General features: G+C 70.8%; 28 protein-coding genes and 1 tRNA gene. 15 read left to right on the top strand and 14 right to left on the bottom strand.

Features of this window, described 5'->3' with window-relative positions:
• Window positions 1–135: 135 nt before the first annotated feature.
• The 4 genes from ACTIFU_RS02180 to ACTIFU_RS02165 are packed head-to-tail and all read left to right on the top strand — an operon-like array spanning window position 136 to window position 3,710.
• Window positions 136–624 carry a TRAP transporter small permease gene (locus ACTIFU_RS02180; protein ID WP_439576638.1) on the top strand — a complete coding sequence of 163 codons (489 nt, stop codon included), beginning with the start codon at window positions 136–138 and terminating at the stop codon, window positions 622–624.
• Entirely contained in the window at window positions 621–1,904 is a 1,284-nt protein-coding gene (locus ACTIFU_RS02175; protein WP_439576637.1) for a TRAP transporter large permease, read from the top strand. The genes ACTIFU_RS02180 and ACTIFU_RS02175 overlap by 4 nt, the downstream gene beginning before the upstream one ends.
• Window positions 1,905–1,920: 16 nt before the next feature.
• The gene (locus tag ACTIFU_RS02170) at window positions 1,921–2,730 is read left to right on the top strand and encodes a creatininase family protein (RefSeq protein ID WP_439576636.1); all 810 of its coding nucleotides are present in this window, start codon (window positions 1,921–1,923) and stop codon (window positions 2,728–2,730) included.
• Window positions 2,727–3,710 (top strand): TRAP transporter substrate-binding protein, encoded by a 984-nt coding sequence (locus ACTIFU_RS02165; RefSeq protein WP_439576635.1) that lies wholly within the window; start codon window positions 2,727–2,729, stop codon window positions 3,708–3,710. The genes ACTIFU_RS02170 and ACTIFU_RS02165 overlap by 4 nt, the downstream gene beginning before the upstream one ends.
• 90 nt (window positions 3,711–3,800) lie before the next feature.
• Here ACTIFU_RS02165 and ACTIFU_RS02160 read toward each other — a convergent pair whose 3' ends face one another.
• Genes ACTIFU_RS02160 through zapE form a run of 4 tightly spaced genes read right to left on the bottom strand, consistent with a single transcriptional unit; the run spans window position 3,801 to window position 7,231 of the window.
• Window positions 3,801–4,205, bottom strand: a complete 405-nt coding sequence (locus tag ACTIFU_RS02160) for a hypothetical protein (RefSeq protein WP_439576634.1) — start codon at window positions 4,203–4,205, stop codon at window positions 3,801–3,803.
• Entirely contained in the window at window positions 4,202–5,599 is a 1,398-nt protein-coding gene (gene fliI, locus ACTIFU_RS02155) for a flagellar protein export ATPase FliI (RefSeq protein ID WP_439576633.1), read from the bottom strand. The genes ACTIFU_RS02160 and fliI overlap by 4 nt, the downstream gene beginning before the upstream one ends.
• 59 nt (window positions 5,600–5,658) lie before the next feature.
• Entirely contained in the window at window positions 5,659–6,045 is a 387-nt protein-coding gene (locus ACTIFU_RS02150) for an acyl-CoA thioesterase (RefSeq protein ID WP_439576632.1), read from the bottom strand.
• 19 nt (window positions 6,046–6,064) lie between these two features.
• On the bottom strand, window positions 6,065–7,231 hold the full coding sequence (gene zapE, locus ACTIFU_RS02145) for a cell division protein ZapE (protein WP_439576631.1): 1,167 nt from the start codon (window positions 7,229–7,231) through the stop codon (window positions 6,065–6,067).
• 242 nt (window positions 7,232–7,473) lie between these two features.
• Here zapE and ACTIFU_RS02140 point away from each other — a divergent pair, with 242 nt between their 5' ends.
• Together ACTIFU_RS02140 and ACTIFU_RS02135 are read left to right on the top strand one after the other, a co-directional pair.
• Window positions 7,474–7,827 carry a nucleotidyltransferase family protein gene (locus ACTIFU_RS02140; protein WP_439576630.1) on the top strand — a complete coding sequence of 118 codons (354 nt, stop codon included), beginning with the start codon at window positions 7,474–7,476 and terminating at the stop codon, window positions 7,825–7,827.
• Window positions 7,805–8,284, top strand: coding sequence for a hypothetical protein (locus tag ACTIFU_RS02135; RefSeq protein WP_439576629.1), 480 nt, complete (start codon window positions 7,805–7,807; stop codon window positions 8,282–8,284). Before ACTIFU_RS02140 ends, ACTIFU_RS02135 begins: the two co-directional genes overlap by 23 nt.
• Window positions 8,285–8,387: 103 nt before the next feature.
• On the opposite strand, the gene ACTIFU_RS02130 is transcribed toward ACTIFU_RS02135, so the two are convergent.
• Together ACTIFU_RS02130 and ACTIFU_RS02125 are read right to left on the bottom strand one after the other, a co-directional pair.
• The gene (locus ACTIFU_RS02130; RefSeq protein WP_439576628.1) at window positions 8,388–8,888 is read right to left on the bottom strand and encodes a hypothetical protein; all 501 of its coding nucleotides are present in this window, start codon (window positions 8,886–8,888) and stop codon (window positions 8,388–8,390) included.
• On the bottom strand, window positions 8,881–9,018 hold the full coding sequence (locus ACTIFU_RS02125; protein WP_439576627.1) for a hypothetical protein: 138 nt from the start codon (window positions 9,016–9,018) through the stop codon (window positions 8,881–8,883). The genes ACTIFU_RS02130 and ACTIFU_RS02125 overlap by 8 nt, the downstream gene beginning before the upstream one ends.
• Before the next feature lie 246 nt (window positions 9,019–9,264).
• On the opposite strand from ACTIFU_RS02125, the gene ACTIFU_RS02120 reads away from it, so the two are divergent.
• The 3 genes from ACTIFU_RS02120 to pip all read left to right on the top strand — a co-directional run bounded on the left by ACTIFU_RS02120 (window position 9,265) and on the right by pip (window position 11,206).
• Complete coding sequence (locus tag ACTIFU_RS02120; RefSeq protein WP_439576626.1) at window positions 9,265–9,774, top strand: lipocalin family protein; 510 nt, start codon at window positions 9,265–9,267, stop codon at window positions 9,772–9,774.
• Window positions 9,775–9,814: 40 nt separating this feature from the next.
• Window positions 9,815–10,153 (top strand): PGPGW domain-containing protein, encoded by a 339-nt coding sequence (locus tag ACTIFU_RS02115; RefSeq protein ID WP_439576625.1) that lies wholly within the window; start codon window positions 9,815–9,817, stop codon window positions 10,151–10,153.
• A 105-nt stretch (window positions 10,154–10,258) separates the two neighbouring features.
• The gene (gene pip / locus ACTIFU_RS02110) at window positions 10,259–11,206 is read left to right on the top strand and encodes a prolyl aminopeptidase (RefSeq protein WP_439576624.1); all 948 of its coding nucleotides are present in this window, start codon (window positions 10,259–10,261) and stop codon (window positions 11,204–11,206) included.
• On the opposite strand, the gene ACTIFU_RS02105 is transcribed toward pip, so the two are convergent.
• The 4 genes from ACTIFU_RS02105 to ACTIFU_RS02090 are packed head-to-tail and all read right to left on the bottom strand — an operon-like array spanning window position 11,160 to window position 15,155.
• Window positions 11,160–11,522 carry a gamma-glutamylcyclotransferase family protein gene (locus ACTIFU_RS02105; protein WP_439576642.1) on the bottom strand — a complete coding sequence of 121 codons (363 nt, stop codon included), beginning with the start codon at window positions 11,520–11,522 and terminating at the stop codon, window positions 11,160–11,162. The two genes, pip and ACTIFU_RS02105, sit on opposite strands and share 47 nt — an antisense overlap.
• Window positions 11,523–11,527: 5 nt before the next feature.
• Window positions 11,528–12,940: a phosphoglucomutase/phosphomannomutase PgmG gene (pgmG, locus tag ACTIFU_RS02100; RefSeq protein ID WP_439576623.1), complete on the bottom strand. Its 1,413-nt coding sequence runs from the start codon at window positions 12,938–12,940 to the stop codon at window positions 11,528–11,530.
• A gap of 14 nt (window positions 12,941–12,954) precedes the next feature.
• Window positions 12,955–14,262: a UDP-glucose dehydrogenase family protein gene (locus ACTIFU_RS02095; protein WP_439576622.1), complete on the bottom strand. Its 1,308-nt coding sequence runs from the start codon at window positions 14,260–14,262 to the stop codon at window positions 12,955–12,957.
• Window positions 14,263–14,285: 23 nt separating this feature from the next.
• Complete coding sequence (locus tag ACTIFU_RS02090; protein ID WP_439576621.1) at window positions 14,286–15,155, bottom strand: UTP--glucose-1-phosphate uridylyltransferase; 870 nt, start codon at window positions 15,153–15,155, stop codon at window positions 14,286–14,288.
• Window positions 15,156–15,324: 169 nt separating this feature from the next.
• On the opposite strand from ACTIFU_RS02090, the gene ACTIFU_RS02085 reads away from it, so the two are divergent.
• Entirely contained in the window at window positions 15,325–16,692 is a 1,368-nt protein-coding gene (locus tag ACTIFU_RS02085) for an LLM class flavin-dependent oxidoreductase (protein WP_439576620.1), read from the top strand.
• A 9-nt stretch (window positions 16,693–16,701) separates the two neighbouring features.
• On the opposite strand, the gene ACTIFU_RS02080 is transcribed toward ACTIFU_RS02085, so the two are convergent.
• Both ACTIFU_RS02080 and ACTIFU_RS02075 read right to left on the bottom strand, forming a co-directional pair.
• Complete coding sequence (locus ACTIFU_RS02080; protein WP_439576619.1) at window positions 16,702–17,676, bottom strand: Bug family tripartite tricarboxylate transporter substrate binding protein; 975 nt, start codon at window positions 17,674–17,676, stop codon at window positions 16,702–16,704.
• A 213-nt stretch (window positions 17,677–17,889) separates the two neighbouring features.
• Window positions 17,890–17,975, bottom strand: a tRNA-Leu gene (locus ACTIFU_RS02075).
• Between the two features lie 181 nt (window positions 17,976–18,156).
• Here ACTIFU_RS02075 and ACTIFU_RS02070 point away from each other — a divergent pair.
• A complete protein-coding gene (locus tag ACTIFU_RS02070) occupies window positions 18,157–18,342 on the top strand; it encodes a hypothetical protein (protein WP_439576618.1) in 186 nt (61 codons plus the stop codon).
• A 4-nt stretch (window positions 18,343–18,346) separates the two neighbouring features.
• Here the strand turns inward: ACTIFU_RS02070 and ACTIFU_RS02065 are convergent, their stop codons facing one another.
• A complete protein-coding gene (locus ACTIFU_RS02065; RefSeq protein WP_439576617.1) occupies window positions 18,347–20,059 on the bottom strand; it encodes a DUF6311 domain-containing protein in 1,713 nt (570 codons plus the stop codon).
• 156 nt (window positions 20,060–20,215) lie between these two features.
• On the opposite strand from ACTIFU_RS02065, the gene dapB reads away from it, so the two are divergent.
• From dapB to ACTIFU_RS02045, 4 genes are all read left to right on the top strand, one after another.
• Entirely contained in the window at window positions 20,216–21,013 is a 798-nt protein-coding gene (gene dapB / locus ACTIFU_RS02060; RefSeq protein ID WP_439576616.1) for a 4-hydroxy-tetrahydrodipicolinate reductase, read from the top strand.
• Between the two features lie 116 nt (window positions 21,014–21,129).
• Window positions 21,130–22,317, top strand: coding sequence for a methionine adenosyltransferase (gene metK / locus ACTIFU_RS02055; protein WP_439576615.1), 1,188 nt, complete (start codon window positions 21,130–21,132; stop codon window positions 22,315–22,317).
• A gap of 1 nt (window position 22,318) precedes the next feature.
• Window positions 22,319–23,041, top strand: coding sequence for a tRNA (guanine(46)-N(7))-methyltransferase TrmB (trmB, locus tag ACTIFU_RS02050; protein WP_439576614.1), 723 nt, complete (start codon window positions 22,319–22,321; stop codon window positions 23,039–23,041).
• A 46-nt stretch (window positions 23,042–23,087) separates the two neighbouring features.
• On the top strand, window positions 23,088–24,068 hold the full coding sequence (locus tag ACTIFU_RS02045) for a DUF3137 domain-containing protein (protein ID WP_439576613.1): 981 nt from the start codon (window positions 23,088–23,090) through the stop codon (window positions 24,066–24,068).
• Between the two features lie 89 nt (window positions 24,069–24,157).
• Here the strand turns inward: ACTIFU_RS02045 and ACTIFU_RS02040 are convergent, their stop codons facing one another.
• On the bottom strand, window positions 24,158–24,889 hold the full coding sequence (locus ACTIFU_RS02040) for a hypothetical protein (RefSeq protein ID WP_439576612.1): 732 nt from the start codon (window positions 24,887–24,889) through the stop codon (window positions 24,158–24,160).
• Between the last annotated feature and the right edge of the window lie 2 nt (window positions 24,890–24,891).

The raw sequence follows: 24,891 nt of genomic DNA, 5'->3' as shown, positions 1-24,891 counted from the left end.
CCCCCCCCCCCCCCCCCCCCCCCCCCCCCCCCCCCCCCCCCCCCCCCCCCCCCCCCCCCCCCCCCCCCCCCCCCCCCATGGCTTGTTTTGTTGGGGGAAAGGGCCATTGGCCCTTTCCCCCAAACCCCCTATCCCATGAACCTCCTCCCCGACCTGGCAAAGCCGCTGCGGCTCATCGTCGGCATCCTGTTCGCCGCGATCGTCGTGCTGACCGTCGCCCAGGTGGGGTTCCGCTACCTGCTCGGCTCGCCGCTGATCTGGAGCGAGGAACTCTCCAAGCTCCTGCTCGTCTGGATGGTGTTCCTCGGCGCCGCGGCCGTCGCCTTCGACGGCAAACACCTCGACGTCGACGTCGTCTTCAAGGCCCTGCCCCGCGCCGCGCGCACGGCCGTGCGCTGGCTCAATCTCGCCGTCGCGGTCGCCTTCTTCGCCGCGATGGGATGGTTCGCGCTCGACATCATCGAGATCGAAAGCTGGGCCGCGCTCGGCGCCACCGGCCTCAGCGCCGCCTGGGTGCGCGCCCCGGCCGCCGTCGGCGCCGCGCTGATCATCGTCTTCCTGATCCTGCGCCGGATCGCCGGCGGCTGGCGCGACTCCCCCGACGACGGATCGAAGCCGCTGTGACCGCGGCGCTGATGCTCGGGCTGATGGTCGCCCTGCTGATGGCCGGACTGCCGGTGGCCTTCGCCATGGGCGCGATCTCCGCGCTCTACCTGTTCGTGGCCGACATCGACATCGGCATGCTGACCCAGCGCTCCACCGCCGCGGTCAACTCGTTCCTGATCCTCGCGATCCCGTTCTTCTACCTCGCCGGCGAACTGATGAACGCCTGCAAGCTGACCGACCGCGTGATCGCCCTGGCCCGCGCCATGGTCGGCCACTTCCGCGGCGGACTCGCACAGATCAACATCCTCTCCTCGATGATCTTCGCCGGCATGTCGGGCTCGGCCACGGCCGATGTCGCCGCGCTGGGCTCGATCCTGATCCCGTCGATGAAACGCGAAGGCTACCCAGCCGGATTCGCCGCCGCCGTCACCACCGCCTCGGCGATCGTCGGACCGATCATCCCGCCCTCGACGGCGATGATCATCTACGCCGCACTGGCCGACGTCTCGGCCGGGCGGATGCTGCTCGCCGGCATCCTGCCAGGCGTGACCATCATCCTGGTGCAGATGGTGTTCGCCTGGATCATGGCCGTACGCCACGACTTCCCGCGCTATCCCCGCGCCACGCTGTGCGAGGCCGCCGCGGCCGCGCGCGGCGGCGTGCCGGCGGTGCTGCTGCCGGGAATCATCGTCGGCGGCATCCTCACCGGCATCTTCACGCCCACCGAGGCGGCCGCCGTCGCCGTGCTCTACGGGCTCCTGCTCGGCATGGTGGTGTACCGCAACGTCTCGCTTGCCCAGGCGGGTGCGCTGTTCATCCATGTCGGGCTCGCGAGCGCGCGCATCCTGTTCATCGTCGCGATCGCCTCGGCGTTCTCCTGGGTGATGCTGCGCGAGCAGGTGCCGCAGACGCTGGCCGCCGCGCTCGCCGGCGTGAGCACCGATCCGCACGTGATCATGGCGATCATGATCGTGTTCCTGCTGGCGGTCGGCATGTTCATGGTCGCCTCCTCGGCCGAGATCGTGCTGGCGCCGATCCTTGCGCCGGTGGTCGTGTCCTTCGGCATCGACCCTGTGCATTTCGGCGTGCTGCTGGTGTTCGTGCTGATCGTCGGCGGCGGCACGCCGCCCGTCGGCGTGCTGATGTTCATCGCCCAGGACATCGCGCAGATCGGCTTCGGCGAGATGCTGCGCGCGATGCTGCCCTGGTACATCCCGCTCGGCGCCGCGATCCTGCTGATCGCCTACATTCCCGGCATCAGCCTGCTGATCCCCGACCTGGTGTTCGGACCCGCCTGAGCCGCAAGGACACTCCATGCCCAAGCATCGCCTGAAGGACATGACCTTCCTGGAGTTCGCGGAACGGATCGCCGACGCGAAGCCGGTGATCCTGATCCCACTCGGCAGCCAGGAGGAGCAGGGACCGACCTGTCCCATGGGCGACTGGATGCTGACCGAGGCGCTGGCCGACCGCATCGCCGAGCAGGCGGGCGCGGTGGTCGCGCCCACCATCCCGTTCGGCTACGCCGACTACTTCCGTCCCGTGCCGGGCGGCATCCAGTTCCGTGCCGGCACGTTCCGCGCCGTGTTGCGCGACCTCTGCGACGCCTTCCTCGACCACGGGCTCGACCGGCTGCTGGTGTTCAACGGCCATTCCGGCAACCACCCGCTGATCGACGAGACCCTGCGCGTGCTGCGCGCCGAGCGCGGCGTGGTGGTGCCGTGGGTGAATGTCTGGCGCATGATCCCGCCCGACCTCTGGACGTCGGTGCACGGCGAGAATGCCGCGCGCGCCCAGGGCCACGGCGCCGATCCGATGACCTCGGTCTATCTGCACGTGTTTCCCGAGCTGCTGCGCCCCGATCTCGGCCAGGGAGCGAACCCGGGGCGGACGCTGCTTGGCCTGCCGACGGCGGGGCTCGCCGCGGTTCGGTTCAAGGGGACGGACGTGAACGTGCCGATCGACGTGACCGACCACTGCGACAACGGCATCGTCGCGGGCGACCCGGCGCTCGCCTCGGCCGAGGCCGGCAGGGCATTCGCCGATCACATCGTTGCCGCGACGGTCGCGCTGGTGGAGCATCTGAAGACCATCGACCCACGCAGCCAGGGAGGCAGAGCATGACTCTCGACCGTCGGACCATCCTGAGGGGCGCCCTCGCGGCGCCGTTCGTGTCGAATGTCGCCGTCGCGCAGGGGACCGAGATCCGCTTCGGCACCTGGGCACGCGAGGGCGAGGCGCAGTTCATCGCCGCGACCAAGTTCAAGGAGGTCGTGGAGGCCGGGGCGCAGGGGCGGCTGCGCGTCACTGTCTATGGCGGCAACCAGCTCGGCACGCCGGCCGAGATGCTGGCCCAGCTCGCGACCAACACGACGCAGGTGATGGCGAGCGGCGATCCCGGCATCCGCGAGATCGAGTACCTCGCGCTGCCGTATCTGATGCGCGGGCTTGCCAACCATCTCGCGGTGCTGGCGCTGCCGGAGGCCGCGCGCTGGCAGGAGGATCTGGTGCGCCGGCGCCGCGTGCGCCTGCTCGGGTTCCAGCCGCGCAATCCGCGCCAGATCAGCGCGAACAAGGTGATCAGCGCGATCGAGGATCTGCGCGGCCTGAAGCTGCGCAGTCCCGAGCAGGACTACTACGTGCAGTCGATCGCCGCGTTGGGCGCACGCCCCACCCCGATGGCGTTCAGCGAGGTCTATCAGGCGCTGCAGCTCGGCGTGGTGGACGGGCAAGAGAATCCGATCGAGACGATCTGGGCCTCGAAGTTCTTCGAGGTGCAGAAATGCGTTGCCATGGTCGACTACATCGACAAGCCCGCCTACGTGATGGTGGGCGAGCCGTTCTGGAGCCGCCTGAGTGCGGCGGATCGCGATCTTCTTCGTCGCGCCGAGGCCGAGAGCCGCACAGCGTCGACGACGATCATGCCCGGCCAGGCGAAAGAGGTGCTCGACAGGTTCCGCGCCGCCGGCCTCGCGGTCACCTACCCCGAGAAGGCGCCGTTCATCGCCGCGACCCAGAAGGTGCGTGACGAGCTCGGCACGAAGATCTGGGGCGCCGAGCTCTATCGTCGCATTGTCGAGATCGGCGCGCGCCAGATCGCCTGATTGGTGGGGATGGGGGGAAAGGGGGAGGATTGCGGTGGCTTCGCTGGCCCGAGGGCCAGCTGCGCACGGCCCTTTCCCCCGATGTTCTGCTCAATTCCGACGCCGCCGCGTCTCCGCTGCCTCGTCCAGCACCGCCTGCGTCTTGCGCGCCTGGCGCTTCGCCGCATCGGTCGCGTAGCGTTCCGCCATCAGCTCGACCGCACGTTCCGCCGCGCGCGCCTCGGCCAGCAGCGCACGCGCCGCCTCGACCGCGATCTCCGCCGCCTCCGCCTCGGCGGCCGCCTCGCCGGCGCGCTTCAGTCCCGTCGGCAGCCAGGCGCCGTACAGCGCCGCCTCGGCCGACGCCTCCTGGTCCAGCAGCAGCAGGGCCGTGGCGGCGGCGCGTTCGCGCGCGCTCGCTTCCGCCAGCGCATCGGCGAGGTCGCGCTTCGCCTCGTCCACTGCCAGCCGGCGCAGCCGCGCCAGCGTGGCGAAGGGATCGCGGCGCGGCCTCACACCTCGCCCTCCAGCGCGGCGGCGAGCTTGGCGAAGGCGGCTTCCGGCGCATCGGCCTCGGCCTTCTCCTGCGCCAGCACCGCCTCGATTGCGGGGGCGCGGCGCACCGCCTCGTCCACCTCCGGGTCGGCGCCCGGCTTCCACGCGCCGAGCCGGACCATGTCCTCCATGTCGGCATGGATCGAGAGCAGCCGGCGCGCCCGCGCGACCAGCGCCTTCTCGCGGTCAGACAGGATGCCGCTCGCGGCGCGGCTCAGGCTGCGCAGCACATCCACCGCCGGGTAGCGGCCGCGCTCGCCGATGCGCCGGTTGAGCACCACGTGGCCGTCGAGGATGCCGCGCACCGCGTCGGCGACCGGCTCGTCGTGGTCGTCGCCCTCGACCAGCACGGTGAAGAGCCCGGTGATCGAGCCGCCCGTTCCCTCGATCCCGGGCCCCGCGCGCTCGAGCAGCTTCGGGAGTTCCGCGAACACCGAGGGCGGGTAGCCGCGCGTGGCCGGCGGCTCGCCCGCGGAGAGGCCGATCTCGCGCAGCGCGAGGCAGAACCGCGTGACGCTGTCCATCATCATCAGCACGCGCTTGCCCTGGTCGCGGAAATGCTCGGCGACGGTCATCGCCGCATAGGCCGCCTCGCGGCGCATCAGCGGCGGCGCGTCGGAGGTGGCCACGACCACGACCGAGCGCGCGAGCCCCTGCGGCCCGAGATCGTCCTCGACGAATTCGCGCACCTCGCGCCCGCGCTCGCCGACCAGGGCGATCACGGCGACGTCGCAGTCGGCCTTGCGGGCGAGGCTTGCCATCAGCGTCGATTTGCCGACGCCGGAGCCGGCGAACAGGCCGAGGCGCTGGCCCTGGCGGCAGGCGGTGAACAGGTCGAGCACGCGCACGCCGAGCGGCAGGCGGGGGCCGAGCCGGGCGCGCGCCGTCGCCGTCGGCGGGCTGGCGCGCACCGGGCGCGTCACCTGGCCGCGCGGCAGCGGTCCGAGCCCGTCGATCGCGTGGCCCAGCGGATCGATCACCCGGCCGAGCCAGGCATCCGTCACCGCGAGGCCGGGGCCGTTGATCTTCTCGGCCCAGAGGCCGGGGCCGAGCCCGGCGAGATCGCCGAGCGCCATCGCCTGGGCGTGGCCGCCGCGGAAGCCCACGACCTCCAGCGGCACGCGACGGCCGTCACGTGCGGTGGCGATCAGCCGGTCGCCCACGGCGAGCAGCTTGGCGATGCCGTCCACCTCCACCATCAGGCCGGTGAGGCCGGAGATGCGGCCACGCACGCTCACGCGGGAGAGCGCGCGGAGCGCGTTGGCGGCGGCCTCGATCCGCTCGTGGACGGGCAGCGCGCGCAGGGCCTGGGAAGCACCGGAGCGGCCGGCGGGACGGTCGGCTTGCATCAGCACGCCGGCACATTCGCTGCCTCCGGTTAAGGCATCGCTACTGCTGGACGGAGCGGCCGCCCTTACCGGCCGATCACCCGCTTGCCGCCCCGCTCGTCGAGCGCGACGAAGGTGAAGATCGCCTCGGTCACCTTGATGTGGCCCTCGCTGTGGCGCGGCCGGCGCCAGGCCGAGACGCGGTAGCGCAGCGAGGTGGTGCCGACCGACAGAAGCTCGGCCCAGACGGTGACCTCGTCGCCGACCTTCACCGGCCGCTTGAAGCTCATCGCGTCCATCGCGACGGTGGCGACCCTTCCCCGCGACTCGCGCATGGCCGCGAGCCCGCCGGCGAGATCCATCTGCGCGAGCAGCCAGCCGCCGAAGATGTCGCCGGCGGGGTTGGTGTCGGCCGGCATGGCGACGGTTCGGAGCGTCGGTTCGATCGTGGGCGGGGTGTCGTCGTCGGTCATGTGTCGGGCTCCGCCCGTTCTAGGTGAGGTGTGGCAGTCCCAGATAGGTGTCCGACTGCATCTCGATCAGCCGGGATGCCGTGCGCTGGAACATCGCCGCGTTCTCGCCGCGCCCGTAGAGCCGGTCGGGGATGTCGGCGGCCGAGGCGATCAGCTTGACGCGATGCTCGTAGAGCGCATCGACCAGGGTGATGAAGCGCCGTGCCTTGTCGAAGTTGGCGGGGCTGAGGCGTGGGATGCCGTCGATCAGCAGGGTATGGATGTGGGTGGCCAGCGCCAGGTAGTCGGCCGGGCCGAGGGCCTTGCCGCAGAGTGCGTCGAAATCCGCCCGCGCCACGCCGTTGGCGGCGAGCGGCAGGCTGAGCCGTCGGCCGAGCACGGTGAGTTCCAGCGGCTTGCCTGCCTCGCCTGCGAATTCGAGGAAGGCGGCGTCGAGGGCGGCGTCGGCGCGGGCGTCGGCGGGGCTGTGCCAGACGCCGAGGGCGGCGAGGCGGTCGCGGCGGTAGTCGCGTGCGGCTTCCAGCACGATCACGTCGAGGCGGCGCTTGATGATGTCGATGAAGGGGATGAAGCGGTCGCGCTGGAGTCCGTCCTGGTAGAGGTCGTCGGGGAGGGTGTTGGAGGTGGCGACGACGATGACGCCGCGCGCGAACAGGGCTTCGAACAGGCGGCCGAGGATCATGGCGTCGACGATGTCGTGCACCTGGAACTCGTCGAAGCAGAGGAGGGCGGCGTCGGCGACGATGCGGTCGGCGAGCGGTGGGATCGGGTCGGCGTCGCGTGGCGCGGTCTTGCGGTGGGCGTGGATGTGGCGGTGGGCGTCCTGCATGAAGCGGTGGAAGTGGACGCGGCGTTTGCGGGCGAGTGGGACGGTGTCGAAGAACAGGTCCATCAGCATGGATTTGCCGCGTCCGACGGCGCCGACGATGTAGAGCCCTTGGGGTGCGTCGGTGTCGTCTTCGCGCGGGCTTTTGTCGCGGGCGAAGCCGAGGCGGGCGCGGAGTGCGGCGAGGAAGCCGCCGTTCTGGGCCGGCTGCGGGTCGTAGCCTTTCAGCGCGCGCCAGAGTTCCTGGAGCCGTTCGGCGGCGAGGGCCTGGGCGGGGTCGTGTTCGAGCAGCCCGGCGCGGACGCGGTCGCGCAGTGCGGGCAGGGGGCCCTGGGCGGCGTGTGGGGCGGGAGCGTGCATCGGGAGCCGGTGGCCTATCCCGGGACGGGTGTGGGTTCAAGGGATGGGGGGTGGGGGGGCGCGGCGCGCCGGCCCGGGGGCCCCCGCGGTGGTTTGGGGGGGGCCAGGGGGCGGGGGGGGCCTCGGCGGGGGGGGGTTGGGGTACCGGGGGGGGGGGGGGGGGGGGCAGGGGCGGTGGCCCATGGCCCCCCGCGGGTTTTGAGCCGCGCAGCGGCGTCGATGCGTTGTGATACGTTGTGTTCATGGAGACCCGTCGTGCCGCCTATCCGACCTATGGCGAGATCCGGGCGCGGCAGTTGGCCGCGCATCGGGCGCGGGCGGTTGCCGCGGCCCGTGCTGCGTCTGTTGCGGCGGCCGCGCTTGGTGCGCGCGTGTGCGTGTTCGGCTCGCTGGTCGAGGGGAGGTTTCATCGCGATTCCGATCTCGACCTCGCGGTAGAGGGACCGGCGGAGCGGCTGGCGGAGGTTGCGGCGGAGGTGGTGCGTGTCGCTGCCTTGCAGGGCGTCGCGGTGGACGTGACGCGGCTGGACCACGCGCCGCCGCGGCTGGCTGCGCGCATCCGGGAGCATGGTGTTGATCCCGCCGCTCTGGAGTGACGTTCTTGCCGACCTGGCTGCGGCGCGGGAGCAGACGGAGCGTGCTGTGGTCAAGGACGCGGGGCTGGAGGGTCTTGCGCCGGATATGCGCGAGGACCGGGAGCTTGCGATCGGCAAGCATCTGCACGATGCGGTGTCGGCGTTGGAGCGTGCGTTGGAGCGGCTGGTCCAGGACATCGACGGCGATCTGCCGCGCGGGCGGAGTTTCCATCAGGACCTATTGGAGCGTGCGGGGCGTGACATGCCGGGGTTGCGGCCGGCGATCCTGATGCCGGGGACGCGGCGCGACGTGGGGCTGCTGATCGGGTTCCGGCATGCTTTCCGTCACGCCTATGGGGCGTACGACTACGCCCTGGCGCGACCGAATGTGGCCTTGGCGGGGACGGTGGTGCCGCGTGCGATTGGGGAGGTCGAGGCGTTCGGGGTGGCGGTGGGGCTGGTGGAGAAGGGGCGTTGAGTGGCGGGGGCGGAAGGCTGCTGGGCTCACGGGATTGGGTTGTTTGCGGCCGCCGCCCCGCCGGAACGATCGGGGCAGATCGTACACGGCAGCCTCCGGGTGTTCAGTTGGAATCGCCGAAAAGATGCGTGACGACAGCGTCAGCGGATGCGAGCCGAGTGAATGCCGAGACGCTGATCTCGGCAACACGAGGACGTATTGTTTTCTCTCCGAGCGCATTCGCCTTGCTGTGCTTTCTCCTTGGAAAGCTGGACAACGAGGGACAAGGCTGTCCGGGTGCCGAGCCGTACCAAAGGAACTCGTCAAACCGCATGTCGTTGGTCAACCGCAACACTATGACGCAACCGGACGGTTTGCTCACGATTCCTTCGTGAACTCCCCACCGGGTTGTTTTCGCGCCCTGCGCCATAGCCTTCAGCTGGATATGCCGCATGACACGGCGCGCTTCTATTACGATATCGTACCCAGATGAGTCCGTCTCCGAACGCAGAACTTCGATCTCATGGATGCCGCGCGTCCAAAGCGTCCTGCACACCTCGCCGACAAACACGTGCTCGGCGATCTTTTCTCGAATGGAGGAGTGACGGAAGTCCTCGTCAGCCATGAGAGAGGCTCCCGTGCCGTGCCATCAAGGTGCTGCCGTGGCTCGGTTCGAACTGAGCCGGGTTCACTTCCGCCTGACCCATCAGCGTCACGAGGCTCCACTCGGCCTCGGCAAGACTCACCACGTCCACCACACGACCCTCCTTAAACACTGCGGCTGCCGCAATAACCCAAGGCACGCCTCCGGCGCGCCCCCCAAGAAAACCAGTGGGGGACCACGCTGGTCCCCCACACCCCCTGCATCACCCGCGCCCGACTCTGACGCACCCGCCGACTACACTCCCCACATCGCGCCCGGCAGGCCCCCCTTCAAACCCCGCGTAAAGCGATAAAGTCGTAAAGCGATAAAGCGACACCCCAACCCGCCGGGCCACCCCATGCACCGACTCGCCGCCGCCCTCGCCCTGCTGCTCGCCGCCTGCACCTCCCCACCCTCCGGCATCACCCCCGTCCAGTTCGAACCCGACCGATACCTCGGCACCTGGTACGAAATCGCCCGGCTCGACCACCGCTTCCAACGCGGCGACACCAGCGCCACCGCCACCTACGCCGCCAACCCCGACGGCACCATCGCCGTCACCAACCGCGGCTGGCAGCCCGACGGCACCAGCCGCTCGGTCGACGGCACCGCCCGCTTCCTCGGACCCCGCAACACCGCCAGCCTGGCCGTCACCTTCCGCTGGCCCCTCGAAGGCGGCTACCACGTCATCCGCCTCGACCCCGACTACCGCATCGCCCTCGTCTCCGGCCCCACCCGCGACTACCTCTGGCTGCTCTCCCGCACCCCCACCCTGCCCGAACCGGTGATCGCCGACTGGCTGGAGACCGCCCGCAGCCTCGGCTACCCAACCGACCGCATCATCCGCTCGCAGCCGCCACCCGCCTGACGCTTGCCCGGCGGCCAAGCGCGCGGCATACCCCGCCGCCATGGCGCGCCGCCGCGAATACCTCACCATCCCCCGGATGCTGCCGCCCCGGCCGCCAAGCCGCTGGGCCCGGCGCTGGAAAGTGCTCGCCGGCTGGGGGTTCCTCATGCTCGGCGTGGTGGGGCTGTTCCTGCCCTTCCTGCAAGGCTTCCTGTTCCTCGCCGTCGGGCTCTACATCCTGCGCGACGAATACGCCTGGGCGCAGAAGGCGATCGACTGGATGCGCCGGAAATTCCCCCGCTACACCAAGCAGATGGACGAGGGGAAGGAGCGCGCCCAGGAGTGGCTCACCCGCTGGCGCCGGCGCTTCCGCCGCACCGTATACCAGGTCCGGCGCTGACGCCGATCAGTCCCGCGCGATCGCGCGTGAACAACCCGCCCCCACCCGGGTGGAATGGGATGGGCCCGTCGCCTCGCCGAGGACCCGGGACACGGCGCCGAGACCATGCCACGCAGCGACCTCTACCCCGACATCGCCCCATTTGAGAGCGGCTACCTGCCGCTCGATGCCGGCCATACGATGTACTGGGAACAGGTCGGCAGTCCGTCGGGGATGCCGGTGCTGTTCCTGCACGGCGGCCCAGGCGCCGGCGCCGGCGCAGTGCACCGACGCTTCTTCGACCCGGGCCGGTTCCGCGTCGTCATCTTCGATCAGCGCGGCGCCGGCCGCTCGCGCCCCCTCGGCAGCCTCGCCGCCAACGACACCCCCCACCTGATCGGCGACATCGAACGGCTGCGCGAGCGGCTGCGCATCGACCGCTGGCTGGTGTTCGGCGGCTCCTGGGGCTCCACACTCGGGCTCGCCTACGGCCAGGCGCACCCGGAGCATGTCGCGGGCTTCGTGCTGCGCGGAATCTTCCTCGGCCGCCGCCAGGAAATCGACTGGTTCCTCTATGGACTCGCCCGCTTCTTCCCCGACACCTGGGCCGCCTTCGCCGGCCACGTGCCGGAGGCCGAGCGCGGCGACCTGCTCGCCGCCTACTGGCGCCGCCTGACCGACCCCGACCCGCACGTGCATCTCGCCGCCGCGCGCGCCTGGAGCGTCTATGAGGGCTCGTGCTCGACCCTGCTGCCGAGCCCGGAGACCGTCGCCTCCTTCGCCGAGGACCGCACGGCGCTCGGGCTCGCGCGGATCGAGGCGCACTACTTCCGCCACGGCCTGTTCCTGCCCGAGGGCGGACTGCTCGGCGGCATGAGCCGGATCGCGCACATCCCGGGCGAGATCGTGCAGGGCCGCTACGACATGATCTGCCCGCCCGAAAGCGCGGCCGCGCTGGTCGCGGCCTGGGACCGCGCGCGGCTGACGATCGTGCCGGACGCCGGGCACTCCGCGCTCGAGCCCGGGATCAGGGCCGCGCTGCTCGCCGCGATCGAGCGGTTCCGCGGGCGGTAGCGCGCCCCTCCGGCGCGATCCATGCGTGAGCGGCGAGTGTGGCGCCGCCGCAGAGCACGCGCACCCGAACGAAGCGGTACAGCGACCCTTCGTAGACGTGCAGCCGACTCAGCACCGCGGGCGGCACCTCGGCGAGCAGCCCGTGCACGGCGCCGTGTGCGTCGCGCACCAGCGTCGGATAGGGCGTGCCGCGCAGCACCGCGCGCCGATATCCGGCAAGCAGCGCCGGCCGTGCCTCGCGCACGAACCGGTCCTCGCCGGCCACGTGGCGCGCCACCTCGCGGTCCATCAGCGTGCCGTAGAGGAAGACGCGCAGCGCGGTCAGTGCCCGGCGTGCGTACCGGAGAAGTCCGGCGCGGCCAGCCCTGAGGCCTTGAGCTGATCCGCAAGCGCCGCCTTCAGTCGATCGAGTCCCGCCTCGCCGGTGGTCGCCTCGGCGCGCGCCACCAGCACCGCCTGGGTGTTGGAAGCACGCAGCAGCCACCACCCGTCCGGCGTGCGCACGCGCACTCCGTCGATGTCGTTGACCTCCGCGCCGGCCGCCTTCAACCGCGCGGCGACCTCCTTCACCACCTGGAACTTGCGCACATCGTCGCAGTCGAAGCGGAGTTCGGGCGTGTTCACCACCTCGGGCAGCGCCTTGCGCACATCCGAGAGCGTCTGCGGCATGCGCGCGAGCACGCCGAGCAGCCGCACGCCGGCATAGAGCGCGTCGTCGAAGCCGTACCACTTGTCGGCGAAGAACACATGGCCCGACATCTCGCCCGATAGGGGGGCTTTGGTCTCGGCCATCTTCGCCTTGATCAGCGAGTGGCCCGTCTTCCACATCAGCGGCCGACCGCCCGCCTCGCCGATCGCGTCGAACAGCACCTGCGACGCCTTCACGTCGCTGATGATCGTCGCCCCGGGATGCGCCTTGAGCACGTCGCGCGCGAGGATCAGCAGGATCTGGTCGCCATACAGCACCTCGCCCTCGTCATCGACGATGCCGATCCGGTCGGCGTCGCCGTCGAAGGCGATGCCGACATCGGCCTGCGTCTCGCGCACGCGTGCGATCAACGCCGTGAGGTTCTTCGGCACGGTCGGGTCGGGGTGATGGTTCGGGAAGCGGCCGTCGATCTCGCCGAACAGGATCGTGTGCTCGCCCGGCAGGCCGGCGACCAGGCGGCTGAGCACGTCGCCGGCGGCGCCGTTGCCGTTGTCCCAAACGACCTTCAGGGCCCGTTCGCCGCCATCCCAGTCCTTGAGGATGCGGGCGACGTACTCGGCGGCGATGTCGATGTCCTCGACGCGCGCTGTCGCCTCCGGCACCACGTCGCCCGAGGCGGCCATCGCACCGATCGTCTGGATCGCAGCGCCGAAGAACGGCTTGTGGCCGAGCGTCATCTTGAAGCCGTTGTAGTCGGGCGGGTTATGGCTGCCGGTCACCTGGATCGCGCCGTCGCAGGCGCGCGCGCGGTCGAGGTAGTAGAGCATTGGCGTCGGGCCCACGCCCATGCGCAGCACGCTCACCGCGCAGGCGTTCAACCCCGCGATCAGCGCCGCTTCGAGCTCCGGCCCGGAAAGGCGACCGTCGCGACCCACCGCGACGGTCTTGCCGCCGTCGCGCACGACCAGCGAGCCGAAGCAGCGCCCGATCGCGAACGCGTCCTTGGCAGACAGCGTGCGGCCGACGATGCCGCGGATGTCGTATTCGCGCAGCGTGGTCGGATCGAAACGGTGGCTGAACGCCATGGTCGTGGCTCCTGTCAGGCGCGGCCGATCGAGCTGTAGGCGAATCCCGCCTCGCGCATCGCGACCGGGTCGAAGATGTTGCGCAGATCGACCACCACGTGCCCGTTCATCGCGCCGGCCAGGCGATCGGGCGGGATCGCGCGGAACACGTTCCATTCCGTAATCACCACGAGCGCGTCCGCCCCCTCGGCCGCATCGTAGGCATCGCGACAGTATATCACCTCGGACGGCAGCAGCGGCTTCGCCTGGGCCATGCCCTCGGGATCGAAGGCGCGCACGGACGCCCCTGCCTCCACCAGCCGCGGCACGATCGCGAGCGAGGGCGCGTCGCGCATGTCGTCGGTCTCGGGCTTGAAGGTGAGCCCCAGCACCGCGATGGTCCTGCCGTTCACCGACCCGCCGCAGGCCGCGATCACGCGCTCGGCCATCGCCGCCTTGCGCGCGTCGTTCACCGACACGACAGTCTCGACGATGCGGACCGGCGCGCCTGAGTCCTGCGCGGTGCGCACCAGTGCGAGCGTGTCCTTCGGGAAGCAACTGCCGCCGAAGCCCGGGCCGGCGTGCAGGAACTTCCGCCCGATCCGGCCGTCGAGGCCGATGCCGCGTGCGACGTCGTGCACGTCCGCGCCGACCTTCTCGCAAAGATCGGCGACCTCGTTGATGAAGGTGATCTTGGTCGCAAGGAAGGCGTTGGCCGCGTACTTGATCAGCTCGGCCGTCTCCAGCCCCGTGAACACGATCGGCGTCTCGATCAGGTAGAGCGGGCGGTAGAGCCGCTTCAGCACGGCCTGGGCGCGTTCGCTCTCGGTGCCGATCACCACCCGGTCGGGCCGCATGAAGTCGCCGATCGCGCTGCCTTCGCGCAGGAACTCGGGGTTGGAGGCAACGGCGATGTCGAGCTCCGGCCGCACCTCCTTCGCGAGTGCGGCGACCCGGCGGCCGGTGCCGACGGGGACCGTCGACTTGGTCACCAGCACGGTCGGGCCGGTCAGTGCGGCGCAGACCTCGCGCACCGCGTCGAACACGTAGGTGAGGTCGGCATGGCCGTCGCCGCGGCGCGACGGCGTGCCGACGGCGATGAACACGGCGTCCGCCTTGTTCGCCGCCTCGGCCGTGTCGGTGGTGAAGTGCAGCCGTCCGTCGGCCACGTTGCTCCTCACCAGAGCCTCGAGCCCCGGCTCGAAGATCGGGATGCGCCCCTGCTTCAGCGCCTCGATCTTCGCCGGATCCTTGTCGACCAGGCTCACGTCGATGCCGAACTCGGCGAAGCAGGCGCCGGAGACGAGGCCGACATAGCCGGCACCGATCATCGCGACATGCATGGATCAGGGTCCTCGCGGCGGGGTCAGACGTAGCGGGGCAAAAAGGCGCGCACCGTGTCGGCAAGATCGGGGCGCTTCAGCGCGAAGGCGAGCTGCGCCTCCAGGAAGCCGGCCTTGTCGCCGCAGTCGAAGCGCCGCCCGACGCAGCGCAGGCCGTGGACAGGCTGGCGTCCGATCAGCCGTGCCATCGCGTCCGTCAGTTGGATCTCGCCGCCCGCGCCCTTCTCGAAGCGCGCGAGCTCGGCGATCACCTCGGGCATGAGCACGTAGCGGCCGATGATCGAGAGCGTGGATGGCGCCTCTTCGGGCTTCGGCTTCTCGACCAGGCCCAGCACCTCCGCCACACGGCCGTCATCCGTGCCGACCTTGAGGATGCCGTAGCGCTGGGTCTGCTCGCGCGGCACTTCCTCGACGGCGACCACATTGCCGCCGGTCTCCGCGTACACATCGGCCAGCTGCTTCACCCAGGAGACGTCGGCGAGCACGAGATCGTCGGGCAGCAGGATCGCGAAGGGGTCCTCGCCGACGAAGGCGCGCGCGCACCAGATCGCGTGCCCGAGCCCGAGCGGCACCTGCTGGCGCACGCTCATCAGCGATCCGGGTGCCATCGCCGTGCTCTCGAGCAGGGCAAGGGCCTCGGTCTTGGCGCGCGCCCGGAGCGTGTGCTCAAGCTCGTAGGCGAGATCGAAATGCTCCACCAGCGCGGTCTTGCCCCGCCCGGTGACCAGGCAGAACTGCTCGATCCCGGCCGCGCGCGCCTCCTCGATCGCGTACTGGATCAGCGGCTTGTCGACGACCGGCAGCATCTCCTTTGCCAGCACCTTGGTGGCCGGCAGGAACCGCGTGCCGAGACCGGCGACCGGCAGGACGGCCTTCTTGAGCGGCTTGGGCACGAACTACACCTCATCGCGGGATGGAGGGCACCAGGACCGCTGCGCGGCCTGGTGTCAGTCGCGAGGCCGACTTCCTGCCATAGTGCCAGGTTCGGGACAACCATGAGGCGAAGCGCGCGCGGCCGGTCCCGGCTTTGCGTCGCCCGGCATGTTCAGCCATCGTCGGTCCATGCCGCGCGAGATCCTGCTCAACGCCTTCTCCATGAACACGGTGGGCCACGTCTCGCCCGGGCTCTGGACCCATCCGCGCGACCGCAGCACCGAGTATCACCGGCTCGCGACCTGGACCGGGCTCGCCGAGACGCTGGAACGCGGGCTGTTCGACGGGCTGTTCCTGGCCGACGTGCTGGGCGTGTACGACGTCCATCGCGGCGGGCCGGACGGCGCGCTCCGCCACGCCGTGCAGCTGCCGATCAACGATCCGCTGCTGCTGGTCTCCGCCATGGCGCATGTCACGCGCCATCTCGGTTTCGGCGTGACCGCCAACCTGAGCTGGGACACGCCCTACCAGCTTGCCCGTCGGTTCTCGACCCTCGATCACCTCACCGAGGGGCGGATCGGCTGGAACATCGTCACTGGGTATCTGGCGAGTGCCGCGCGCGCGATGGGTGCGGAGATGGCGGCGCATGACGAGCGCTACGACCTCGCCGAGGACTTCATGGCGCTTGCCTACAGGTTCTGGGAAGGGTCGTGGGAGGAGGGCGCGGCGATCCGCGACCGCGCCAGCGGCGTGTTTGCCGACCCCGCGCGGGTGCACACGATCCGCCACGCGGGGCCGCATTTCCACGCCAAGGGCATCCATCTGTGCGAGCCGTCACCGCAGCGCACGCCCCTTCTGTATCAGGCCGGCACGTCGCGCGCGGGACGCGCCTTTGCCGGCCGCCATGCCGAGTGCGTCTTCGTCTCCGGCCCGTCTGTGCCGGTGATCGCCCCGCGCGTGGCCGCGCTGCGCGAGGCTGCCGTGGCGGCCGGCCGCGCGGGCGACGACCTCAAGGTGTTCAGCGCGCTCACCGTGATCGTCGCGGAGACCGCTGGCGAGGCGCGCGCGCTGGAGGCCGAGTACCGCCGGCACGCGAGCGGCGAGGGCGCGCTCGTGCTGATGTCCGGCTGGACCGGGCTCGATTTCGGCGCGTTCGAGCCCGACCAGGAGGTGCGCCACATCGAGAGCGATGCCATGCGCACCGCCCTCGAGAACGTCACCGCGCGCGGCGACCCGACGCGGCGCTGGACCGTGCGCGAGGTCGCCGAGTTCGTCGCGATCGGCGGGGTCGCACCGGTGCTGGTCGGCTCGGCGGCGGAGGTGGCGGATGCGATCGAGGACTGGGTCGATCGGACGGGCGTGGATGGTCTCAACCTGTCGTCGGTGGTGTTCCCGGAGACCTTCGAACGGATCGCCGCGCTGCTGGTTCCGGAACTCCAACGTCGCGGGCGGGTGAAGCGCGCGCACCGTCCGGGCACGCTGCGCGAGAAGCTGTTCGGCCGGGCGCGCGTCGCCGACACGCACCCGGCCGCTTGCTACCGGGTCCGGCCCGGATAGCGCCGCGGCTCAGCCGGTCGCGACGATGCCGCGCGCGCGGGCGATGTCGGCAAAGGTCGCGATCGTCTCGTCGAGCAGACGGGCGAAGGCCGCGCCGTTGGCGCCGACCGGCTCGAAGCCGAGCGGGCCGAGCCGCGCGGTCATGACCGGATCGGCGAGCGCGCCGGCCGCGGCGTCATGCAGCGTCGCGCGGATCGCCTCCGGCGTGCCGGCGGGCGCGAACAGCCCCTGCCAGGTGGTCTGCACGAAGCCGGGCGCGATCGTCTCGGCCGCGGTCGGCACCGCGGGGAAGTCTCGCGTGCGGGTGGCGGTCGTGACGGCGAGCGGCACGAGCTGGCCCGCGCGCGCCTGGGCGACGGCAGCAGCGAAGGTGACGACGCCAACATCGATCGTGCCGGCCGCGAGGTCGGCGAGCAGCGGCCCGCCGCCACGATAGGGCACGTGCTCGACGCGCAGTCCGCCGGCCGCGCGCAGCAGCAATTCGCTGACGAAATGCTGCGACGTGCCGATGCCGGTGATGCCGACATTGAGCGCGCCCGGACGCGCACGCGCTTCCCGCGCGAAGTCCTCAATGGTCGCGAGGCCCGAGCGCGGATGGGTAAAGAAGCCCTGCGGCGCGGAAATCGCGAGCGTCACCGGCGTCAGCGCGTTGCGCAGGCTCGGCGCGCCTTGCAGCGGCAGAGCCTCGGTGGCGGCGAAGGTGTCGTTGGCGAGCAGCACCGTGTAGCCGTCCGGCGTCGCGCGGGCGGCCGCCTGGGTGCCGAGCCGCCCGGAGCCGCCGCCGATGTTCTCGACCACCACGGTCTGACCGAGCCGCGCCGCGAGCGCGGGCTGGAGCACGCGCGCGAGCACGTCGACGCCGCCGCCGGGCGGCCAGGGCACGATGATGCGCACGGGCCGGCTCGGCCATCTGTTCTGGGCGCGAACCGAGGGAGCGGCGAGGAGCGCGGCGGCGGCGAGGAGCGTGCGGCGGCGGAGGGACATGGGCGTGTTCCTGCGATGGTGCGCGCCAGGGGCGCCTGACAATAGTAAAAAATACTCTCGTTGAGCTCCTTGAGCACGTCAAACAGAAGATTTTTCTCCTTCGCTGAGCGAGATCGCTGGGCGGGATTTCTCCGTGCGCTGTGTCGCGGAGAGGGGATCGGTGGCGTATCCGGAGGCTCGCTGCCGGTCGGCGTGTCGGAGGGGGGCGCGCGATGGTGCGGGCGGTGGGAGTCGAACCCACAATTCCCGAGGGACGCGGATTTTAAGTCCGCTGCGTCTGCCAGTTCCGCCACGCCCGCGGAACGCTCAGCCTAGAGCAGATCGCACACGGCTGGAATCAGCCGTGTGCGTGAAGATGCGCGCAAGAGAGGCCTGGAGCCGTTTCCGCCCTGTCGGAAACGGCTCCCGCATCTCCGCCTTGGTCTCGCCGCGCGAGTCCGTTATCGGGCGCCGAAATGTATCTTTGCGGGGACGGCCTTCATGGCGCACCACAAGCGCGGGCGGGCGCGCAACCGCCGGGCCTGCTGCAAGCTCTGCAAACCGTGGAAGGTGAACGGCTGGGGCAGGGAGCGGCTGACGGCCGAGGCGATCGGCTCGGCGCGCCGGCGGCTGGCCGCACGGCTCGATCTCGCCACTGCGCTGGCCGAGCGGAACGCCAGGTCCTGACCGTTCAGCCGACGCAGTCCGGCGCGTCCGTGGTGTCGGGTGCCCACCACCCCGGCGCCAGCACGACGACGAGATCGATCACCTCCAGCAGGTCGCGTTCGGGATCACGGCGCGCGCGCGCCAGCGCGATTGCGCCTGCATCGCCGAGCACGTAGAGCGTGCAGGGCTCAAAGCGCCCGGTGCGCAGGCGCTCGGCCATCGCCGCGTTCAGGCGCGCGACGCGGCGCGGGTCGAGCCGGGCGAGATAGACCGCGTCCGTCTCAAGGCCCATGGTCGCGGCATAGACCGCGACCTCCTCCCACCACGCCGCCTGGTTGCGGTTCGGCACCACGCGAATGCGTGTGTAACGGCCGGCCGCCTCGGTCCAGAACGGATCGCTGAGCCGCAGCGGCACGGCCGCCGGCTCGGGCGTGAAGAAGTACGCGAGCCGCGCGAAGCCCGGCCGGAGATCGGCGATCTGCACCGCGACCAGCATCGCCAGAACGAGCCCGGCGCGGCGCCCGCCGAGCACGCGGATCAGCGTCAGCGCGGCGGCGAGCAGCGCGGCATAGGCAACCGGCCAGAGGAACCGTTCCGAGGCACGCAGCGCATCGGCGTAGCGCAGCACCGCCTCCGGCAGTTCGAACAGCACGAATTCGCGCCCGCCGATCGACACCCGGTGCGTCACCGCGAGCGCCAGCATGGCGGCCAGCGCCAGCAGCAGCGGCCAGTGCGCGCGCAGGAACGCGCGTGGCCGCGCGGCCCAGGCGAGCGCGCCGGCGGCCAGCAGCAGCAGGCTGCCGAGCCCGGCATAGGACGTTCCGACTTCAAGATGGTCGGGCGCCGGCAGATCGGGCAGGAACCGTCCCCAGTACGAGGGATCGAACGGGGCGAGCAGGTCGAGCTGCATCTGCCCGTAGCCGCCCCAGGTGCCGCCGAACCCGTCCGTCAGCACGAAGAAGCCCGCCGACCAGAGCCCCGCCAGGCCAGCGGCTGGCACCGCCAGCGCCTCGGCGAGCACTGCCGAGCGCCGCTCCGGGTCGGCCGCGCGCGCGAGCGCGGCCGCGACCCAAAGGCCGCCGACCATCACCAGCAGATAGGCGTGGATCAGCGCCGTCCCGACCACCAGTGCCACCCAGGCGGTGATCGGCCGCCACCCACGGCCGCGGGTGAGGCAGAGCCACAGCCCGGCGAGCAGCACGAACTGACCGCCGAGCGCGAAATGACCGCCCATCCGATGCAGCAGCGCCGGCTGCAGCACGAACAGTGCCGCCCCGGCGAGCCGCGGCAGCATCGCGCCTGTGCCGAGCCCGATCAGCCGCCACGCGAGCACCGCCTGCAGCACGCCGCAGGCATAGAGCCAGAGCCCCCAGTACTGCGGCACCTCGATCAGCGGATCGAGCGCCTTGAACAGGAACGCGAGCAGCGGGATCGCGTCGGCGTAGAAGATCGAGGAACTGACCTCCAATCCCCAGCCCGGGTTCAGCCCCGGCGGGACTGTCCAGCCTGTCCGCTTGAAGAAGGTGTAGCCGAGCCAGTACTGCACCGGGTCCGGACCGATCCGGCCCGAGAGCATCCAGCCCGTATGCGTAGGCGGGAGGATGTGGCCGCCGAACACCGCCCAGACCACGACGCAGCCGATCAGGGCGGCGAGGAGGCCGCCGACTACGGCGCGGCGTCGCGTCCCCTCGGCGGGGTCCGGCGCTGTGAGGGGGGGCTCCGTGGCGTCTCGCGGCATGCGCGTCGGGACGGTTGCACCGCGCCGCCGCCCTGACCAGCCGGCGGAGCGCGTGCTCAAGCGCCTGTGTGGTGCGCCTTCGCGCCACGCCGCCGATTGACCGCGCGCGCCCTCGCCCGCACGGTGCCGCCCGCGACGACGCAAGGGGAGGATCGGATGAGGATCGGCATCGCCGGCGTGGGTGGACGCATGGGACGGCTGCTGATCCACGTGGTCGCCGGGCGCGAGGATGCGACGCTCACCGGCGGCACGGTGCGGCCGGGCGGCAAGGTCGGCGCCGATCTCGGCATGCTGGCCGGCATCGGCGCGAAGGGCATCGGCGCAACGGACCAGCCCGAGGCTGTGTTCGAGGCCTCCGACGCAGTGATCGACTTCACCAACCCCGCGGCGCTCGCGACCCATCTCGATCTCGCCGCACGCCATCGCACGGCGCTGGTGATCGGCACCTCGGGCCTCAGCCTCGACCAGGAGCGCGCGATCGCCGAGACCGCGCGCGGCGTGCCGATCGTCTATGCCGCGAACTTCTCGGCGGGGGTAGCGCTGCTGCTAGCGCTGGTGCGCCGGGCGGCCGAGGCGCTGGGGCCGGACTACGACATCGAGATCGTCGAGATGCACCATCGCCAGAAGATCGACGCACCCTCGGGCACCGCGATCGCGATGGGCCGCGCCGCGGCGTCCGGGCGCGGGATCACGCTCGAGGACAACATTGAGTCCGGCCGGCACGGTCACACCGGGAAGCGGCGCGACGGCGCGATCGGGTTCGCCGCGCTGCGCGGCGGCCAGGTGGTCGGCGAGCACAGCGCGATCTTCGCCGCCGAGACCGAGCACCTGACGATCGGGCATCGCAGCTTCGACCGGCGCGTCTATGCCGAGGGCGCGGTGCGCGCGGCACTCTGGCTCGGGCCCAAGCCGCCGGGTCTCTATGGCATGGAGGACGTGCTCGGTCTGCGCTGAGGCGCACCCTGCCGCGCACCCGCTTGCCTTGACCCCGCCTCCGTTCCTTGCCAAACCCCGCGCCGCCGACAGCCCCCCGACAACCGACTCCACGCGACAAGAGGACGATTAAGGCCATGCGCGCGAAGGGCGAGTATCTCTTCACCTCCGAGTCCGTGTCGGAGGGCCACCCGGACAAGGTCGCCGACCGGATCAGCGACACCATCGTCGATGCCTTCCTGGCCGCCGACCCCTATGCGCGCGTGGCCTGCGAGACGCTCGTCACCACCAACCGGATCGTGCTGGCCGGCGAGGTGCGCGGCCCCGACCACCTCACCCACGAGCACCTGATGCATCTCGCGCGCCTCGCGGTGCGCGACATCGGCTACGACCAGGCCGGGTTCTCGTGGAAGGACGCCGAGATCGTCTGCCACCTGCACGCCCAGTCCGCCGACATCGCCCAGGGCGTGGACGCAATCGGCAACAAGGACGAGGGCGCGGGCGATCAGGGCATCATGTTCGGCTATGCCTGCACCGAGACCGAGCACCTGATGCCGGCGCCGATCCACTACGCGCACCTGATCCTGCGCCGGATGGCGGAGATGCGGCACAACAAGGACCCGATGGTCGAGGGGCTGCTGCCCGACGTCAAAAGCCAGGTCACGCTGATGTACGTGGACGGCAAGCCGGTGAAGGCGACCTCGATCGTCGTGTCCACCCAGCATGTCGAGGGCATGGAGCAGTCGCAGATCAAGCGCATGCTGTGGCCGATCGTGGAGTCCTCGCTGCCCAAGGGCTGGATGTGCCCGGAAGGCGAGTTCTACGTGAACCCGACCGGCAAGTTCGTGATCGGCGGGCCGGACGGCGACTGCGGGCTCACGGGCCGCAAGATCATCGTCGACACCTATGGCGGCGCCTGCCCGCATGGCGGTGGCGCGTTCTCGGGCAAGGACCCGACCAAGGTGGATCGTTCCGCCGCCTATATGTGCCGCTACCTCGCGAAGAACGTGGTCGCCGCGGGGCTCGCCGAGCGCTGCACCATCCAGGTGAGCTACGCGATCGGCGTCTCCAAACCGCTCTCGGTCTATTTCGACCTGCAGGGTACGGGCAAGGACATCGACGAGGTGAAGCTCGCCAAGGTGGTGCAGGAGCACGTGAACCTCTCGCCGCGCGGCATCCGTGAGCACCTGCACATGAACCGGCCGATCTACGTGCCGACCTCGGCCTACGGTCATTTCGGCCGGGAGCCGGACGACGAGAAGGGCACCTTCACCTGGGAGCGGACCGACCTCGTCCCGGTCTTGAAGGCCGCCTTCGGGCGGTGACGTGATCGTCCCGGCGGATCGGTCGAAGAAGCTCGACCGCCCGCCGGTCGAGCGGCTCTACGGGCGGCGGCGCGGCCATGCGCTCCGCCCGCGCCAGCAGAGGCTGATCGAGGAGACCCTGCCGCGCGCGCGGCTGACCGCGGGCCAGGCCGGCGATCCGCGCGCCGCCTTCCGCGCGCCGGTGCGCGAGGTCTGGCTCGAGGTCGGCTTCGGCTCGGGCGAGCACACCGCCGCGCTCGTGCAGGCACATCCCGATATCGGCCTCATCGCCGCGGAGGTGTTCGAGAACGGGCTCGTGTCGTTGCTCGGCCGCTACGTCGCCGAGGGCGAGGAGGCGACGGGCCTGCCGCCCCCCAACCTGCTGCTGTGGCCCGGGGATGCGCGCGCCTTGCTCCGCCTGCTGCCTACCGCGTCGATCGCGCGGCTGTTCCTGATGTTTCCCGACCCCTGGCCGAAGGCGCGCCACGCCCGCCGCCGCTTCGTCCACCCGGCGCTGCTGGGGGAGGTCGCGCGCGCGCTCGCGCCCGGCGCGGAGTGGCGAATCGCCTCGGACGACCCGACCTATCAGGCCTGGATCAGCGAGACGTTTGCGGCGCAAAGCCTGTTCGAGGTCGTCACTGTCGAGGATGCCCGGCCCGCCGGCTGGCCGCCCACGCGCTACGAAGCGAAGGCGCTGCGCGAGGCCCGCCGCCCGCGCTACTGGAGCCTGATCCGCCACGCCTGACCGTGCGCGCTCGACAGCGCGTCCCTTGGCACGGCAGAATGATCCGATGACGGACGCAGGGGCTGACCGGGACCCCGGCGCCGCGGATGCGGCACGCCACGAGCGGCTCGACGCGCTGCTGAACGAGCACGTCGCGCCCAAGCTCGCCGAATTGCGCGGCAAGCAGCGCCGCTATCGGCTCTGGGCGCTGCTTGCAGGGCTCGGCGGGCCCGCGCTCGCCTGGATCTCGTTCGAGATCGGCGATCCCTTCGCGATCTTCTTCGGCCTGCACGCCGCGGTGATCGGCCCGGGCGTCGCCTTCTACCTCGCCCACCTCTACCGCAAGGCGGCCCGCGACGTCGTGACACCCGTGGTGTGCGAGGCGATCGGCGGGATCACGCACCATGAGAATGTCCGCAGCGGCGAGGTCGGGCGGCTCAGACGCGCCAAGCTCGTCGCCCCCTACAACACGCTCGACATCGACGACGTGTTCCAGGGCACGCATGACGGCGTCGCCTTCGTCATGATGGAGCTGCACCTGAAGATGGTGACGCGGAGCGTCAGCGGCACCGGGAGCAATCGGCGGAGCTCGACGCGCACGCGCACGATCTTCCGCGGCCTGATGTTCATGATCGCCACCCCGCGGGCGATCCTGGTGCCGATCCTGATCCGCGGGCAGCGGCGCAGGTTCGGCACGCCGTGGCGGCTCAGCGATGGCGAGCTTGAGGGGATGCAGCGGATCGACATCCCCGACGAGGCGTTCGCGCGCCATCTCTCGCTCTGGACCAGCGATGGCGACAAAGCGGCAGAGATCGTCACGCCGCAGTTCGTCTCCGTGATGGCGATGCTGGCCGCCTCTGCCGGCCGCAAGGGAATCGATGCCGCCTTCGACATCGACCAGTTCCTGCTGCTGCTGCCCCGGCGTGGCGATCAGTTCAAGGTTGGCGGGCTGTTCCGGAGCGTCCGCCGCCTGCGCATCGATGCGCATGGGGTCATGGACGAGATCCTGATGGTGCACCGGCTCATCGAGACGTTGAAGGGGGGTTAGAGCAGATCGCACACGGCTGGACTCAGCCGTGCGCGTGAAGATGCTCGCAAAAGACTCCCAGAGCGAGTTCCACTCTTGCGGAAGCCGCTCTAGGAACTTCGGGGGGGGAAAGGGCCCGCGGCACTTTCCCCCACACCCCCTATCCCTTGAACGTCACGCGCGGCGATGGCGACGTGGAGGAGCCAATACAAGGTCGCGCCGTTGAGGATGTGCCACACGGGGTGCAGGCCGATCGGCAGGATGTGACACACCGCGCGGTCGTTGGTCGCGGCGATCATCGAGACGGTGAACAGTGCGGCCGCGCCCAGCAGATGCAGGCCGAGGCGGATCGATCGCGCCTCCAGCGCGAGCCCGCGCAGCACGGTCAGCGTGCCGACCGTGACCAGCAGCACCAGCGCCGCCCCGTAGCTGCGCCAGCGCCAGCCCCATTCCCACGGCACCAGGCCGCGCCACTGATCGACGATCAGCCAACAGACCAGGAACGCGATGGGCATCGCGAGCCACGGCACACGCAGGAACCGTCGCAACGCCAGCACCAGGTATCCGCCGATGAAGACCTGGATCGGCACCACGTCGGCAGTCAGGGCCCAGCGCGTCGCGAAGGTGTGAAACAGGAAGCTGCCGACGCCGATCGCCGCGGTGACCCCGATCAGCGCCGCGACCGCCCAGTCATCCGCGCCCGCCGCGCGCCAGCGCCGCCACGCCAGCCACGCCGCGATCAGAAACGCGGCATTGGTGAGCGCGTTGACCGGCTCGTCCCAGAACCCGGGCCCGGTCCGCTCGCAGACCGCATAGATGCGCCGCCAGCTGGAACTGTCCACGG

The organism is Elioraea sp. (assembly GCF_051860475.1).
Classification (GTDB): Bacteria; Pseudomonadota; Alphaproteobacteria; order Acetobacterales; family Acetobacteraceae; genus Elioraea.
This window is presented reverse-complemented; position numbering and strand designations above follow the sequence as displayed.